The 16,038-nt window shown below is 45.9% G+C and carries 12 protein-coding genes; 7 read left to right on the plus strand and 5 right to left on the minus strand.

All coding sequences use genetic code 11. The features are described 5' to 3' along the window. Nucleotides 1-3 precede the first annotated feature (3 nt). Both FXO21_RS06855 and FXO21_RS06860 read right to left on the minus strand, forming a co-directional pair. Entirely contained in the window at nt 4-1,566 is a 1,563-nt protein-coding gene (locus tag FXO21_RS06855) for a sulfatase family protein (protein ID WP_149639399.1), read from the minus strand. 193 nt (nt 1,567-1,759) lie between these two features. Beyond that, nucleotides 1,760-2,335: a DUF4142 domain-containing protein gene (locus FXO21_RS06860; protein WP_225865599.1), complete on the minus strand. Its 576-nt coding sequence runs from the start codon at nt 2,333-2,335 to the stop codon at nt 1,760-1,762. A 253-nt stretch (nt 2,336-2,588) separates the two neighbouring features. Between FXO21_RS06860 and FXO21_RS06865 the strand changes: the two genes are divergently transcribed. The 5 genes from FXO21_RS06865 to FXO21_RS06885 all read left to right on the plus strand — a co-directional run bounded on the left by FXO21_RS06865 (nt 2,589) and on the right by FXO21_RS06885 (nt 7,863). Beyond that, complete coding sequence (locus tag FXO21_RS06865) at nt 2,589-3,032, plus strand: response regulator (protein ID WP_149639400.1); 444 nt, start codon at nt 2,589-2,591, stop codon at nt 3,030-3,032. 27 nt (nt 3,033-3,059) lie between these two features. Beyond that, a complete protein-coding gene (locus FXO21_RS06870) occupies nt 3,060-3,671 on the plus strand; it encodes a biliverdin-producing heme oxygenase (RefSeq protein ID WP_149639401.1) in 612 nt (203 codons plus the stop codon). A gap of 5 nt (nt 3,672-3,676) precedes the next feature. After that, nucleotides 3,677-5,962: an ATP-binding protein gene (locus tag FXO21_RS06875; RefSeq protein WP_149639402.1), complete on the plus strand. Its 2,286-nt coding sequence runs from the start codon at nt 3,677-3,679 to the stop codon at nt 5,960-5,962. 179 nt (nt 5,963-6,141) lie between these two features. Beyond that, nucleotides 6,142-7,242 carry a DNA topoisomerase IB gene (locus tag FXO21_RS06880; protein WP_149639403.1) on the plus strand — a complete coding sequence of 367 codons (1,101 nt, stop codon included), beginning with the start codon at nt 6,142-6,144 and terminating at the stop codon, nt 7,240-7,242. 150 nt (nt 7,243-7,392) lie between these two features. Continuing rightward, the gene (locus FXO21_RS06885; RefSeq protein WP_149639404.1) at nt 7,393-7,863 is read left to right on the plus strand and encodes a ferritin-like domain-containing protein; all 471 of its coding nucleotides are present in this window, start codon (nt 7,393-7,395) and stop codon (nt 7,861-7,863) included. An 82-nt stretch (nt 7,864-7,945) separates the two neighbouring features. Here FXO21_RS06885 and FXO21_RS06890 read toward each other — a convergent pair whose 3' ends face one another. The 3 genes from FXO21_RS06890 to FXO21_RS06900 form a co-directional block, all read right to left on the minus strand. Then, nucleotides 7,946-8,590, minus strand: a complete 645-nt coding sequence (locus FXO21_RS06890) for a LolA family protein (RefSeq protein WP_149639405.1) — start codon at nt 8,588-8,590, stop codon at nt 7,946-7,948. A 134-nt stretch (nt 8,591-8,724) separates the two neighbouring features. Further along, nucleotides 8,725-11,250, minus strand: a complete 2,526-nt coding sequence (locus FXO21_RS06895) for an FtsK/SpoIIIE family DNA translocase (RefSeq protein WP_149639406.1) — start codon at nt 11,248-11,250, stop codon at nt 8,725-8,727. A gap of 42 nt (nt 11,251-11,292) precedes the next feature. Beyond that, nucleotides 11,293-12,324 (minus strand): quinone-dependent dihydroorotate dehydrogenase, encoded by a 1,032-nt coding sequence (locus FXO21_RS06900; RefSeq protein ID WP_149639407.1) that lies wholly within the window; start codon nt 12,322-12,324, stop codon nt 11,293-11,295. A 302-nt stretch (nt 12,325-12,626) separates the two neighbouring features. On the opposite strand from FXO21_RS06900, the gene FXO21_RS06905 reads away from it, so the two are divergent. Both FXO21_RS06905 and FXO21_RS06910 read left to right on the plus strand, forming a co-directional pair. Then, nucleotides 12,627-15,053: a TonB-dependent receptor domain-containing protein gene (locus FXO21_RS06905; RefSeq protein WP_225865600.1), complete on the plus strand. Its 2,427-nt coding sequence runs from the start codon at nt 12,627-12,629 to the stop codon at nt 15,051-15,053. Nucleotides 15,054-15,316: 263 nt separating this feature from the next. Then, nucleotides 15,317-16,030: a hypothetical protein gene (locus FXO21_RS06910; protein WP_149639408.1), complete on the plus strand. Its 714-nt coding sequence runs from the start codon at nt 15,317-15,319 to the stop codon at nt 16,028-16,030. Nucleotides 16,031-16,038: the final 8 nt, after the last annotated feature.

Raw genomic sequence — 16,038 nt, forward strand, 5'->3', positions numbered from 1 at the left:
CCATTATTTTTTAGCCGAAGCCAGGATTTTCAGTGCTTCCGCATCTTTATATTCATTCATCAGCACTTTCAGTTTCGCCTTTAAATCAGCCGAAATGGCTTCCGTTTCTTTGGTACCATAAATATTATTGACTTCCGAAGGGTCCTTCTGCAAATCGAAAAGCTCCCAGGTATCGGCACCTCCATAAAAATAGGCGAGCTTATAGCGGCTTGTGCGTAGTCCGAAGTGTGGATAAACGCGGTGCGGTTCGGGAAACTCATAGTAATGATAGTAGGCTTCTTTCCGCCAGGGTACCAGTGCAGTGCGCGTTCCCTGCAAAAGCGGCAAAAATGATTTCCCCTGCATGTCAGCCGGAACCTTCGCGCCAGCAATGTTCAGTACAGTAGGCGCCCAGTCGATATTCAAAACCAGGTCCTCTGTTTTTGTTCCGGGCTTGATCACACCCGGATAACGGATCACAAAGGGCGTTTTCAGCGATTCTTCATAGATAAAACGCTTATCGAACCATCCGTGCTCGCCCAGATAAAAGCCCTGGTCGGATGCGTAAATAACGACTGTGTTTTTAGCAAGGCCACTTTTATCGAGGTAATCGAGCAGTTTCCCGATATTCCTGTCCAGCGACTTGCCTACTGCGTAATAATCTTTCAGGTAACGCTGGTATTTCCATTCAGTCAGCGCCTTTCCGGTTAGCTTTTTATCCTGAAATTCTTTTGTAATATTGTCGTAATAGGCTTTAAATACCTTTTTCTGCTCCGGGTTTAAGCGTTTATACGTCCAATCCTTTTCAAAATCCACGCCCACTTTGAGGTCCTGTTTCAAGCGCATTGTTTTTTCAATTGTCATATCCTGCTCCATCGCCGCGGGCCTTCCTTTGTAATCGTCGTAGAAATTGGCGGGAACAGGGAAATTGATATGATCGTAAGCGCCCAGATCCTGCAGGTCGGGAAGCCATTCCCGGTGGGTAGCTTTATGCCCAACGATCAGGAAAAAAGGTTTGGAATTATCCCGCTTGTCCAGCCAATCTGTCGAAAATTTGGTGATGAGGTCGGAAACGTAGCCGGTATATTTGGTGGTATCGTTGGGCTGGCCGATGAATTCGGGATTGTAGTAATGTCCCTGCCCCGGCAGTACATTCCAGTAGTCAAATCCGGCAGGCAGACTATTCAAGTGCATTTTCCCAATCCAGGCAGTCTGGTATCCGCTTTTTCTCAGGGTTTCAGAAAGTAATGTCTGATTGGTATTGAAGCGCGTGTTATCGTTTCGCTTGTAGCCGTTCATGTGGCTGTATTTTCCGGTGAGCAAAGTCGCCCGGCTGGGCCCGCATATCGAATTGGTAACCAGGTTGTTCGTTAGCAACGCACCTTCACTGGCAATACGATCAATATTAGGGGTTTGAACCAGCTTATTCCCGTATGCACTGATAGCCTGGTAAGCATGGTCATCTGAAAAAATGAAAATGATGTTAGGCTTAGTAGCGGTTTGTGCTAATGCATTTCCTGCAAAAAACACCGAGACCAATAATAACCTGATTGACAGCAAATTGCGTATTGAGAAAATTAGGAACATATTACTCTATTAAATAGATAGACAAAGTAAAATTATAAAAAGGTATTTATCAAACGATTCGCGACTTTAAGTAGCGTTTCATATGAGCAAAGTTAAAATTCCTGGTTTCTTCCTATAAGGAAACTGATATTTAAATAAAAAAGCCGGATCACTGACGGACCCGGCTCATGGTTTAGCATATTATTAGAACTCATTATTTTTGAGCATCCTTAATCTTTTGAGCCATTTCAAGATGGTGTTTCAGAGCAGGAACTTTACCTGCAGCCCATGATTTAACCTCAGGATCTTTGGCGTCCTTCGAGGCTTCTTCGAATTCGCTTATATCTTCCTTGTGGTCATCTACCATAAAAGCGATATATGCTTTGTCGAAATCAGCCCCCTTTTTCGCTGCCAGGTCATCGTATTTCTTTTGCTTTTCATCACTCAATGCCATGGGCAGTGTGATATTTTTCTGCTGGGCCAATGCTTTCAGTTCATCGTTTGCCTTTCCGTGATCCGTGACCATTGTTTCACCAAATTTCTTCACCTCAGCGCTGGCTGCATTGGTTTTGGCCAATTCGCCTAGTTTCACTTCCATCATTCCACCGTCTGCCGCATCCACTGCGAACTCCGAATCGTCTTCCAGATTAGTACTGTCCAATGCCTGTTCGTTTTGTTCTTCCGCTACTTCTTTCGAGTCTTCTGTTTTATTCGTATTGCAACCCGAGAACGCCGTCATCGCAGCAAGGGCGAGTGAAACTATTGTGATCTTTTTCATAATCTCTTTCATTATTTTGTGTTTTAACCATCATCTTAAAAAAGCATACCAACCTGCTTTGCTGGAAACTCGCCGAAGTCGGTCAAATTGATTATTCCGGGCAACCACTCCTGAAATCTTAGTCGTAAAAGGAGTGAATGCATTTATTTAAATAAAAGAAATATTAGTTTTGTTTTTAGCTCATTAGCGCCTCTACGGTTATTGAACCAACTATTTATACTCCATAAACCAACAAGTTAAACTTACCCCCCACCTCAAATAAAGAATGAAACACGATCAATATTTTCGTATTCTGCTAGCTGACGATGACGATGACGATACCTTTTTGTTTCGCGAGGCACTGGGGCAGGTTTCATTTCAATCACAGTTAATCACTGCGGCCAACGGAATGGAGCTGATGAATACCATCCTTGGCGACAACCCAAAACCCGACCTTATTTTCCTGGATATGAACATGCCTGTCAAAAATGGGCTGGAATGCCTCGGAGATATCAGGACTACGCCGGGATTTGAAGAAACGCCTATTGTGATCCTTTCTACATCCGTTGCGCAGTACCTCTGGGAATCTGCGTATAAAGGGGGAGCGAACCTGTATATTCAAAAGCCCACCAGCTTTTCCGGACTTGTTGATATTTTGCATAAATGCCTGTTCCAAAGACTCGCAAAAGACAATTCAACATCAGTGGAACAATTTTTGATTACGAATTAATTTTTAAGGTTTGAATTTGCATTCGCTATGAGTGAAGTGTCAGTTTTTGAAATGGCTCAGGAATCTTTTATTAAAACGCTAAGAAAGGAAACAGCCGAAAGCCACCAGAATTTAGAAGATAATCCGCTGTCGAAAGCTTTACTTGATCCGGATGTTACCCTAGCTGATTATCAGGCGTATTTATCGAAACTATATGGTGTTACAGTTGTATGTGAAAAGCAGGTTTTTCCTGAGCTAGCCTCTGTTTTGCCCGATTTGAGTGAGCGCTACAAAGCTCATCTGATTGAAAAGGACCTCCTTGCTACCGGGCTCACAGACGCGCAGATACAGGCTTTGCCGGTTCATCATTTTCACTTTTCGCGGCGCTCGGAGGCCATTGGTATTATGTATGTCCTGGAAGGCTCAACGCTCGGAGGAAAGATCATATACAAGCATATTCACGAAAAGCTGGGCTTTACACCTGAAAGTGGGGCCGCTTATTTCTGGGGCTACGGTACACAAACTGGCACTTTGTGGAAATCATTCGTCTCCATCCTTACCCAATTCGCAGCTGAAAATAATGACGATCCGCTCGTTATTGAAAGTGCAAAAAAAACCTTTACAGAAATAAATAAGTGGCTCAGCGGCAGAAATTGTTAGTCGAAATGAACATTAAGAATATCGTCAATCAGGACATTGTCAACCTGACAAATTGCGAAAGTGAACCCATCCATATACCGGGCAGTATTCAGCCTCACGGATTTTTGTTCGGTGTAAAAAAGGACAGCTTAAAAATTGAGTTTAGCAGTGAAAATACGCAGGATTATATTGGCCTCACCCCGGACTTCCTTTTAGGAAAGTCGCTGTACGATATTTTCACGAAGGAGGAGACAAAAAAGTTTCTGGACTATTCCAATGCGACGGTCATTGATTCGGCCAAGCCGTTTGTCTTTGCATTGAACGATATTTCGTATAACACCACAGTTCACCAAAGCGGCGAGACAATCATTCTCGAATTCGAGCCCTTCCCCGACGGTACCCTTAACCTGCCCAATTTGTATAACCAGACCCGGAAGTTTGTCTCGATTATGGAGAAAGCGACCTATCTGAAAGAGATGTGTCAGGAAATAGCCAACGAAACGCGCGAAATCACCGGTTACGACAGGGTCATGATTTACAAGTTCGACGCGGACTATAACGGAGAGGTGATTGCGGAGAGCCGGCGTGAGGATATTGTTTCTTTTGAGGGCCAAAAATATCCGCATACGGATATTCCTGTTCAGGCCCGCGAGCTATATATCCGCAATCCACTGAGAATGATCGCCGATGTCAACTATAAGCCTGTACCGCTGCTGACCATTGATGAGACAGGCGACAAAAGCCACAAATCACTCGATCTGAGCCTTTCCATTTTGCGGAGCGTGTCACCGATTCACATCGAATATCTGGTGAATATGGGCGTAGCGGCAACACTGACGATTTCACTGCTACAAAACCAGAGATTGTGGGGACTGATCGCATGTCACCATTATTCCCCTAAAATATTACCGCACTATACACGACTTTCTGCATTGCTTCAGGGGCATTTTCTAACCTCCCAGATCGCCGTGAGAGAAGTCGCTGAAGAGTTTGAAGTAAGCCAGCAGGTCGACAAGGCACTTAGCAAGTCCCTTACCCTGCTGCACGAACACGAGGATTTTATCGAGGCATTTCACCAGTCGCCATCGGTGCTGAAGCTGGCTAACGCAACAGGCGTTGTGATTTCCTATCATGGGAAGTTATATAAAAGCGGCCTGGTTCCGGGCGACGAAGACCTTATACCGCTGCTTAAACAGCTGGCTAAAACATACTCCTCTAACGGTGTCTGCACGGACCGGCTGCTTGGCATTTACCCGGAAGGAAAACCCCTTACCAAATATGCTGCGGGAATTATCTATCATTCCATTCAGTCGGGCCCTTACGACGGTATTATATGGCTGCGGGCAGAGCAGGTGGAAACTATCAACTGGGCAGGTAATCCTAACAAAGCTGTACTGCCAAATGAAGACGGGCTCAGGCTTACCCCGCGCAAATCCTTCGATCTTTGGGCAGAGGAAGTGAAAGACAAAAGTGAACAGTGGCGAAAATCGGAGATTAATGCGGCTGCCAACTTCTCTTTTTCCTTACAAAAGCATGTAAACTTTCGACTGATCCGCATTCAGGAAGACAAGAACAGGATCCTGAACGAGGAACTGAAGAGCGCCAACAAGGAACTTGCTAACCTCAACTGGATCAGCACGCACGATTTGAAAGAGCCACTTCGCAAAATACAGATATTCGCATCAAAAGTTTTGGACCGTGAAGATCCTGATCTTTCGGCGCAGGTGAAGGATTCTGTTGAACGCATGCGGTTTGCAGCAGAAAAAATGCAGCTTTTGATCGAGGATATCCTTACCTATTCCAAAACCGGAAATATGGAGAAGGTTTTCGAAAAGCTGGATCTGAATGCGGTATTATCAGAGGTATTGCAGGAGCTGGGAACTGTTATTGAAGAAAGAAAGGCGGTGATGCACGCCGATAAACTGCCCGAGCTTCAAGTGATCCCGTTCCAGGTACGCCAGCTTTTCATAAATCTGATCAGCAATGGCATTAAATTCACAAAAACCGACGTTCAGCCAGAGATCATGATCACTGCCGACAAGGTAAGTGGCGAAAAAATCGAGCACGAAAAGGCAGTCGCAGGAACACAGTATCAGATAATTTCTTTTGCTGACAATGGTATCGGCTTCGAAGAAGAATACCGCGAAAGAATATTTGACGTATTTCAAAGACTGCATCCTGCTCACAAATATCCGGGTACCGGAATCGGACTGGCTATCTGTAAAAAGATCATGGAAAACCACAAAGGCTTCCTGACCGCTTCGTCCGAGCTTGGTAAAGGTTCTGTCTTTCGGATCTACTTCCCCGTTTGATTTCAAAAAAACTGAGTATATACTTCCTCAGCTCGCTCCGGTAAGGATCGGGATGAGGATTTTTATTTTGCCTCAAAGCTCCCAATACCTTACATAGCGCATTTTTTAATGGTTGCGGATTCCTCATTTTGACTGGTACTAATTTGTTAATACCATCCGAAAATTTAACAGGATCTGAAATGCAATCAGCCGCAATAGGAGCGCTCACGGAAGTCCCCGAAATATCAGCAAGGCAATTTAAAAAGTTGAGGAAGGATCCTGCCCTGACGGCAGCGGCGGTCGGGCTCAGTTATATCAGGTCGGGTTTTGCGCCGGGTTATCTACGCAAGGGCAAGGCGCCGCGCTTTTACTATACGGACCAGAAAGGAAGCCGCGTGAAGGATAAGGAAGCAATCAGACGTATCAAATCGCTTGTATTGCCGCCTGCGTGGAAAGAAGTGTGGATCAGCAATGATCCTGATGCACATTTGCAGGCAACCGGCACCGATGATGCGGGCAGAAAGCAGTACCGTTACCATCCGCAATGGAATCTGATCCGGAACCAGGCAAAATACTTCAGGCTGCTCACCTTTTCAGAGGCACTTCCGAAGTTGAGAGAACAGGTTGAACATGACCTGAGAAAGCGTGACCTCGACCTTCATAAATCAATTGCACTGGTAATCAAGCTGATGGACAAAACTTGCATACGAGTAGGTAACCAGCGATACAAAGTCAAGCACGGCTCTTCCGGCATTACCACACTGGATGCAAAATGTGCTACGGTTAATGGCAGCAGGATCAGGTTTGTATTCAAAGGTAAAAAGGGGATTAAGCAGGATATTACATTGCGGGATACGCAATTGGCGAGACTGGTGAAGCTATATAAAGAGTTGCCCGGCAAGCGGCTGTTTCAATATACCAATGAGGCTGGCGGAAGATGCGGACTCTCTGCCGCGCAGGTGAATGACTACATACGCGAACACACGGGCGCTCACTTTTCTGCCAAAGATTTCAGGACCTGGATGGGTACAGTTACCGCATTTGAATATTTGAGCACGCAGGAAAAGGCACCGTCTCAACGCCAGCTCACGCGCACGTTCAATACCTGCCTCGATGTTGTGGCCGCTCACTTAGGAAATACAAGGGCTGTATGCAAGAAATACTACGTTCACCCCGCCATTTTCCGGGCTTATGAGCAGGATAGGATCAGAAGATATGCGAACAAGCCGGTTGAGGAAACGAAGCATTTCTCAGGCAGCGAGCAGCAGGTAAGAATGCTGCTTGGAAACCCCAAGGTATAAGGCATGGCTTATCGTGCAAAAAATCCTACATATACGTTTCCGAGAGGGGCTTTTGGCGAATGGGACGCCAGTCGGCGTAAATGGCATAGCATTTTTAAATGATCCGGCGAAGGTTTATAATCAATTTATCAACAACTAATAAGACAAGTTATGGAAACCAATGAAAATCTTGTGGAAGTTCTCAATGACCTGATCAAAATCAATAACGACCGAATCGAAGGTTACGAAAAGGCCCTGAATGAAGTAGAAGATATTGACATCGACCTTCGTGGGATTTTTCAAAAAATGGCCAACGAGAGCCGCCAGAATATCAACGAACTGAGCGCGGAAGTGCGTAACCTGGGAGGAGAAATCGCAACAGGTACTACCAACTCAGGAAAAATATACAGGGTTTGGATGGATATAAAGGCAACTTTCACCGGTCACGACAGAACCTCGGTACTGGAGAGCTGCGAATACGGCGAAGATGCCGCGCAGGAAGCCTATGATGATGCACTGGCAACCGATGCTGACCTGCCTGTTGATATCAGGCAGATTATCGCTAACCAGAAAGCCGAGCTGCTTGAGTCACACAATCTGATCAAAAAATACCGCGATCTGCATCAATCAGTGAACAGTTAATATCACGCAAACACACGCTATTAACGAAAAAGGCGAAATCGATCGATTTCGCCTTTTTCGCATTTAATATGGTTTCAAACTTTTACCGAAGATCCACCACTTCCACGCCTGGGTATTGTTTCGAATTGAACGTGAAGTAAGTATCGGCAACTGCCACATCAGGCTGAAACTGGTCGACTTTATATACTACTTCCTGTCCATTCTTTTGAAATATTTTCCAGCTGCTGATCGATTTATCAGCTTTATTCACTTCTATCTGTACTTTATCGACCTGGCTGCTCTTGTTGGTAGATGTAAGCTCGACCACTTCCAGCGTTTTGGCGCCTTCCTTTTTCTCTTTCACAAATGCATTCTTGAAACCTTTTTTGTAAGCCGAGTAAATTCTGGTCGGATCGAGGTCTCCGCTAGCTGTGGGATCAAAATCCTGCAAGTTCACTTCGTTGGTTTCCTTGATGTAAGTGGCCATTAATTTGCCGTCATTGAAGATCTCCTGACCAGCCATTTTCAACCTGAACTTCGTTCCCTTTACGGTCGCTTCGCCTTTCAGCGGCGTGCCGCCCTCCGGCGTGTAAGTAAATGCTGCCTTAAAGGATTTGATCTTCTGGTATTTATTGCTCATTGCTTCCAGAATCGCTGCGGATTTTTTATCTCCCTGTGCAAACACATTGCCGCCGAGAAAGACAAACAATACAACAAGCCGGAATGCATTCTTTTTCAGATTTTTCATACTGGGTTTCTAGTGAGTAAGGAAATTAAATTGCTTGATTAAAATATAGTACAAAATTTAGACCATCACCCAAAATGAAGGTTTAAAGAAGGATTCAGTAATTCAACGGATTAATGTGGGCAAAGGCAGATCGATTAGATTACACCCATAACCCGAAGGTGCTCTTCCAGGCCGCTCAGATCGTGGAACATGACATCCCTCGCTTTACTTCCGGTGAACGGGCCTACGACTCCCAGGACTTCCAGCTGGTCCATAATACGGCCTGCGCGGTTATAACCCAGTTTCATTTTCCGCTGGATAAGCGAAGTACTTCCCTGCTGATGTGTTACGATCAGGCGGGCTGCGTCCGGCAACAAGCTGTCAAAATCATCGGGATTGAGCTCCGCTTTTCCTTCGGCGGCATCTTCGCCTTCATATTCAGGCAGGGCGTAGGCTTCATCGTATCCACGCTGCCCGCCAATGAATTCGCAGACGTCTTCGATTTCGCGGGTATCGATAAACGGACATTGCAAACGGATCACTTCGGAATTGATCGCAAGCAGCATATCTCCCTGGCCCACTAGTTGCTCAGCGCCGCCCATATCCAGAATAGTACGTGAGTCGATGCTGGAAGTTACCCGGAAAGACAAACGGGCAGGGAAGTTGGCTTTGATCAAGCCGGTAATTACTTTCACCGAAGGCCGCTGTGTGGCCACAACCAGGTGAATACCTACCGCTCTGGCCAGCTGTGCCAAACGTGCAATCGGCGTTTCGACCTCTTTGCCGGCCGTCATCATCAGGTCTGCCAGCTCATCGATCACAAGTACGATATAAGGCAGGAACCGGTGCCCTTTTTCAGGATTCAGTCTTCTCTGGGCGAATTTAGCATTGTATTCTTTCAGATTCCTCACGGCTGCTTCCTTGAGAAGGTCGTACCGCGAATCCATTTCGATACATAGGGAATTCAATGTGAAAATCACCTTTTTGGTATCGGTGATGATTGCCTCTTCCGCATTTGGAAGCTTGGCAAGAAAATGTCTTTCCAGCTTGTTGAAAAGTGTAAGCTCCACCTTTTTCGGGTCGACAAGCACAAATTTCAGTTCAGCAGGATGTTTTTTATAAATAAGTGAAGCCAGTATGACATTCAGCCCCACAGATTTACCCTGTCCGGTTGCACCCGCCATCAGCAAGTGAGGCATTTTGGCAAGGTCTACGATGTGAATATCATTGGAAATTGTCTTTCCGAGAACAATAGGCAGGTCGTAATTTGATTTTTGAAAACGTTCATTTGATAAAACCGAGCGCGCAAATACTGTTTCCCTGTTCTTGTTAGGTACTTCAATACCGATCGTACCACGACCCGGCATCGGCGCTATGATCCTGATCCCCAAGGCTGCGAGGCTCAATGCGATATCGCCTTCCAGGTTTTTAATCTTCGATATCCGAACGCCCGCTTCCGGGATGATTTCATACAGCGTTACAGTCGGACCGATGGTGGCTTTGATCTTGGAAATATTGATACCGTAACTTCCCAGGGTATCCACGATCTTTGTTTTATTGCTTTCCAGCTCCTCCTGACTTACTTTTTCGTGGTGGTTATCCACTACTTCGTTCAGCAGGTCCACCTTTGGAAATTGGTAGGACGGCAGATCCAGCATAGGATCATATTGCCCGAACTCGCGTAAGATCGACGCGTTGACATCCTCATCTTCAAATTCTTCCGCCTCAGCCACCGCAATCTGTGTGGTATCCTCCACTTCCAGTTCCAGTTTCGCATCGGCAACCGTAACAGCCGGTACAACCGGGGATACTGGAATAACCGGCTGGACAGGCACAGGAGCCGGGATTTCTTCGTCAACTTCAACCTCCATTTCAACTTCCGGCCTGGAAGCTACTTCCTTTCCATTTATAGCGGGGATTTCGTCATCGTAAGTATCATTCAGAACGGAGGCATAGGTATTGACCGGCTCGGCTGGCTTTGCTTCCGCGGTTACTGCTGATCCGTTGAGCTCAGGAGCGACTTCCGGCCTGGCATTTTTCTGTTGCCACGCCTCATAGGCCGATCTTGCATCGTAGAAGAACACTGCAAAAACGAAAAGCGCGAAAATGATCGGAATAATGCTTCCCCACTTCAGCCAGTCGAACAGGGTAACATTGATAATATAGCCGATACCGCCCGAGACGAAGCTCATGGTACTTTCGGAATTGCTCATCAGGATGATATACCCCATTAACGCACTTACCCACAGTGTAAAAAAGACTACCTCCTTCGTAACTCTGTTCAATGGAAGTATTTCGCGGTCAAAAGCCATTTTCCAGCCTGCCACGATCGGAACAAGCGGTAGTAGCAGGGCGCCTACCCCGAACCATCTGTAAACAAAGAAATGAGAAATCACGGCACCCAGCACGCCGAAGAAATTGCGCGTTTGCCGCCCTGCATCGCGAACTGACTGCTGCCCCAGCCCGTCGATCACGCTCTGGTCCGAAATGCCGGTAACGAGATAGGAAATGAATGCTATTTCAAGAAATATCCCTAGCAGAATAAAAAATGTGCCCCAGGCTAATGTGCCTTTGGGACTCGAAAAAAGTTGCTCCCAATCAAAAGAGAAGCGAATACCGGATTCCGCAGTTTCCTCCGCTTTTTGACGTTGTGTGTTTCCTCTCGGCTTATTGACAGACATTTATTTCAACTCTGGGATGCGTGAATGCTTAATTTGTACTTCTTACCGCCCGACAAACGCCTTGCAAATCCGCTTGACGAGCCCCGGACCTTCGTAAATGAACCCGGTATATAATTGAATTAATGCAGCTCCTGCATTTTTTTTCTCCAAAGCCTCTCCCGGCGAAGCGATTCCGCCAACGCCGATTACCGGAAATGCATGGTTCGATTTATCGCAAAGGTAACGAATTACTTCCGTTGACCGATGTGTAAGTGGCGCGCCGCTTAGCCCGCCAGCTCCTATTTTTTCGATCTCACGCTTCTCAGTGCGAAGGTTTTCCCGTCCTATTGTAGTATTGGTTGCAATCACGCCGGCAATTCCAGTTTCTTTAACAATATCAATAATATCGTCCAGCTGGCTGTTCGTTAAATCGGGAGCAATCTTTAAAAATATAGGTTTTGGATTGAATTTTTCGCGATTCTTTGTCTGAAGTTCTTTCAGCAAAGCGGTGAGCGGCTCCTTTTCCTGCAAATCGCGCAAACCAGGCGTATTAGGTGAGCTTACATTAACAACAAAATAGTCTACAACATCAAATAACTCCCGAAAACAGATCAGGTAATCGCTCAATGCCTGGTCGTTGGGGGTGTCCTTATTTTTACCAATATTCCCCCCCACCATAATCTTCGACTGCCTCTTCGCAAGTTTCGCTGAGGCTACTGCCGCTCCCTTGTTATTAAAACCCATTCTGTTGATCAGCGCCTTATCCTTTTTTAACCTGAACAACCTGGGCTTATCGTTTCCGGGTTGCGGGCGGGGCGTAACGGTACCTATCTCAATATACCCGAACCCCAACGCTTCGAAATAGTCGACCATTTCTGCATTTTTATCAAAACCTGCTGCGAGGCCCACAGGATTTCGGAACCGGAGTCCGGCCACTTCCGTCACCAGGTCGGGATGCTCAAATGTGTACATCGATCGGATCAGCTGCGGCACAAACGGGATTTTGAAGGCGACGCGTAAAACTTCGCAAACAAAATAATGAATCCGCTCAGCATCAAACAGGAAAAGTATAGGGGAGATGAGAATTTTATACATGCTGCAAAAATAGCTTGTTTCACAGCAAGGGGTCGAAGCAAATGAAATTTATTTTTTATTATAACAAACCCAGCTACCGGTAAAGAAAATCTTCTTAAAGATATGACGCCGTATTGTGCTTTAATATTTCCTAATCTTTATTTTTTTATAATTTTATGTAATTCTTTCCGTAAAACACACGTTACGATTATTCAGGTAACTTTGCATTTTCAGAGTTTTTTCTGGTGCTTTTTACTTTTCCCACACTATTCCAATTTGCATTCTGACAACTTTACTCCTAATAAAAATTAAATCCTGTATCCGTGATAAAATCTACTTTTCTGCATGTTATCGCACTTTTTACACTCCCTGTAAGTCTTTTTGCCAGCAGCGTTCCCACTTTTTCTGATCCCGTTACGGTAACGTCACCGGTTGTTGATGGCGGTAAGCTGGTAGGCAAGATTGTGGAAGCCCCTACCAATGCTGTCGTGAGTTTTGCTACGGTTGCACTTCTGGCTGCCCGCGACTCTTCGATCACGGACGGAGTGGTAGCAGATGAAAATGGAGTATTTGCGATCGCCAATGTTGCACCGGGTAGTTATGTCTTGCGGGTTACCAACATGGGTTATCAAACGCTGTATGTACCTAACATCCGCGTGGCTGCGGAAGCTAATTTGCTCGACCTTGGGATGATCACGATTTTGCCAGAAGCTCAGAAGCTGGCTGAAGTTTTGGTAAGAGGCGAAAAAAGTATGATCGTTGATGATATCGATAAAAAGATCGTCAATATTGGAAAGGATATGCTCGCTACCAGTAACAATGTGAGCGACCTGCTTGAAAAGGTACCGGCAGTTTCGCTGGATGAAAACGGCAACCCGCAGGTTCGTGGAAAGGGAAATGTGGTTGTGCTGATCGACGGAAAACCTTCCAATCTCTATGGAAGCGATCTTCCAACGATATTGCAATCCTTCCCGGCCAACCTGATCGAACGGATCGACGTAATGACGACACCGTCTGCCAAGTACGAAGGAGAAGGTGCATCGGGTGTTATTGATATCATCACTAAAAAGACCAAAATCCGGGGAATGAATGGGGGATTGCGCATCGGGCTTGGCAATAAAAACAACCACAATGCTTCCGGCAACATCAGCTACCGCGCCGGGAAATTCGGCATGAACGCTTCCCTGAGCGGCCAGAGCCGTGGCATGACCTGGAAAAGAACATTGAACCGTGAAAATTTCATCTCCGAAAACACGTCGCATCTTGAACAAACCGGGACGGGAGATAACTTCGGTAAAAGCGCTTTTGGCCGGATAGGCCTTAATTATGATTTCAATGAAAAGAACTCGCTGGAAGTTGGCGTGAACTACTCGGGCAATGACAGCAAAAATAACAGTAACCTGCTCAACGAAACCAGTGACGCCACAGGTGCAGTTTATGAAAGTTTCCGCCGGCTGAATGCCAGCACTGGCAATGGAAACAATATGAATTTCAATCTTGATTACCGCAAAAAGTTTGACGACAAAGACCACCAGTTCACTTTTACGACCAGTTATTCCCTGGGCGAATCGGATGGTGAATCTTTTTTTGCACAGGAAAGTAAGATTGACAGCCTGATACGGAACCAGCAGAACCTGCGTGACAACAATCGTAAATCGCTTTTTATCAATACCGATTACACCTGGCCGATCACACCCAAAGCTACGCTGGAAGCAGGCTTGCGGACACGCATGAGCTCAAACGATAATACCAATTCCTTCTATACGATGGATCGGGAAACGGGTTCTTATGAATTTGATGAGAATATCAGTAACATATTCGGCTACCGGGATGCGACTTATACCGGTTTCATGACATTTTCTCAAAAAACCGATCTGTGGGGAATGCGTGCCGGGTTGCGCGTAACCGACTACAACCAGGATATTAATCAGATCAGCGCGAACAGAGAATTTAGCGTACACTTTCTGACACTTGTACCTTCGCTGGCCCTGACGCGCAAGCTGGGCGAATCGTCGCAGATCAAACTCAATTACAGCCGCCGCGTGCAGCGCCCGGAAGCCGATTGGCTCAATCCCTTCACCGATGTATCCGACCCCAGAAACGTAAAGTCTGGCAACCCCAACCTGCGTCCTGAATTTACACACAAGGCGGAAATGGGCTTTTCTAATTATGAGGCTTCCGGTGGATTCGGACCTTCCCTTTTTATGGATTACTCCAACAACGCGATTACCCAGCTCAGGACGATTGACGAAAGCGGTGTTTCACTCACACGTTACGACAACGTGGGCCGGGAACTTTCCTATGGTTTCGAAACCGATTTTTCACAAAAAATCGGTGAAGTACTTAAAATTAACGGAAGCGGCAGGGTTTTCCGGAGCGAGGTGGTATCCCAACTGGCCCAGATCGATAACCGCACGTGGAGTTATTCCGGTAACCTGAACGCATTCGTGACGTTACCTGCCGATTTTCGTGCGTCGGCTTATGTCAACTATGAGGGTCCCCGGGCTATTGCGCAGGGAACACGGGAGGGTGTGTTTATCGCCAATATGGGTATCAGAAAGGACTTGTTGGAAAAGAAGGCCACAATTTCTTTTAATGTCCAGGACATCTTTTTGTCCAGGGCTTATAAGAGTCAGCTGGGTACAGCCACCTATTCCCAGGCTTCACACTGGCAACAAACGAATCGACAGGTTAACCTGACATTCCAATACAGATTCGGCAAGATCTCCTCGAGCGGCGATGACGCTTAACAAAAGTTAACAAAACAATTTGTCAGGAAGAGGAAGGGCGCGTGTAGCTCTTCCTTTTTGTTTTTACCGGTAAGCTACCGCATATTATTGCTACTATGCCAAAAATGGAATGGTTTTTGCAAAGCATTAAAAAATGAGGAAAAGAACGTCGAATCTGGCATAATTAAACCTCAGGTGCGGATACTGATCTAAAATGTTGTAATTACGCAGACCATCAATATATGGACCCTGGCAACATTTTTAAACAATAACATTTAATCCACATGAAAAATACACCGAAAATCTTAATCGCACTATTGCTGATCAGCACCGCTTCATTTGCCCAAAAAATCCCCGCAGATTCCATCTTCGCAAACTTTTATAAAGCGACAGGCGGAAAAGCACTTTGGGACGGAGTCAAATCTTTCAGCCTCAAAAGAAGCTATGCAGCCGCAGCAGCTGCTCCTTACGTAGCCGATTTCACTGTATCGCTTCCTGATCAATCTATTTATAAATCCAAAACCATCATGAAACGCAGTTTCGTCTATACTGTGAAAGGCAATGAGGGATGGATCAAAGTGCCTATTGGTCAGCGTATGGATGTGAAAGACCTGAGCCAGGCAGAGCAGCAAAATATGCGCCTTGAAATGTACGATCTGATCGCACCATTTCTCGATTACAAGAAAAGAGGGCTGATCGCAACTACGGTAGGTACCGAAACTTTAAATGGCGCGCAGGTAAACCAGGTAGAGTTACAGGGGAAAGGTGTGAAATATAACCTTTATTTTGACGCAAAAACAGGGCTTCTGGTGCGCCAGAAAGAAAATCAAGCCGGCGTTGAAACCACAACCGATATGTCGGATTACGTGAAGTCAGATTATGGATTGTCTTTCCCGTCGAAATTGGTTGAAGTCAACTCGGTGGATAAAAAACCGGTAACGATCAAGTCGGCAGTAACTGTAAATGCACCTGTGAAAGTCGAATTGTTCAAGAGATAACAGGTTGG

The sequence above is a fragment of the Dyadobacter sp. UC 10 genome (assembly GCF_008369915.1).
In the GTDB taxonomy this organism is placed as follows: Bacteria; Bacteroidota; Bacteroidia; order Cytophagales; family Spirosomataceae; genus Dyadobacter.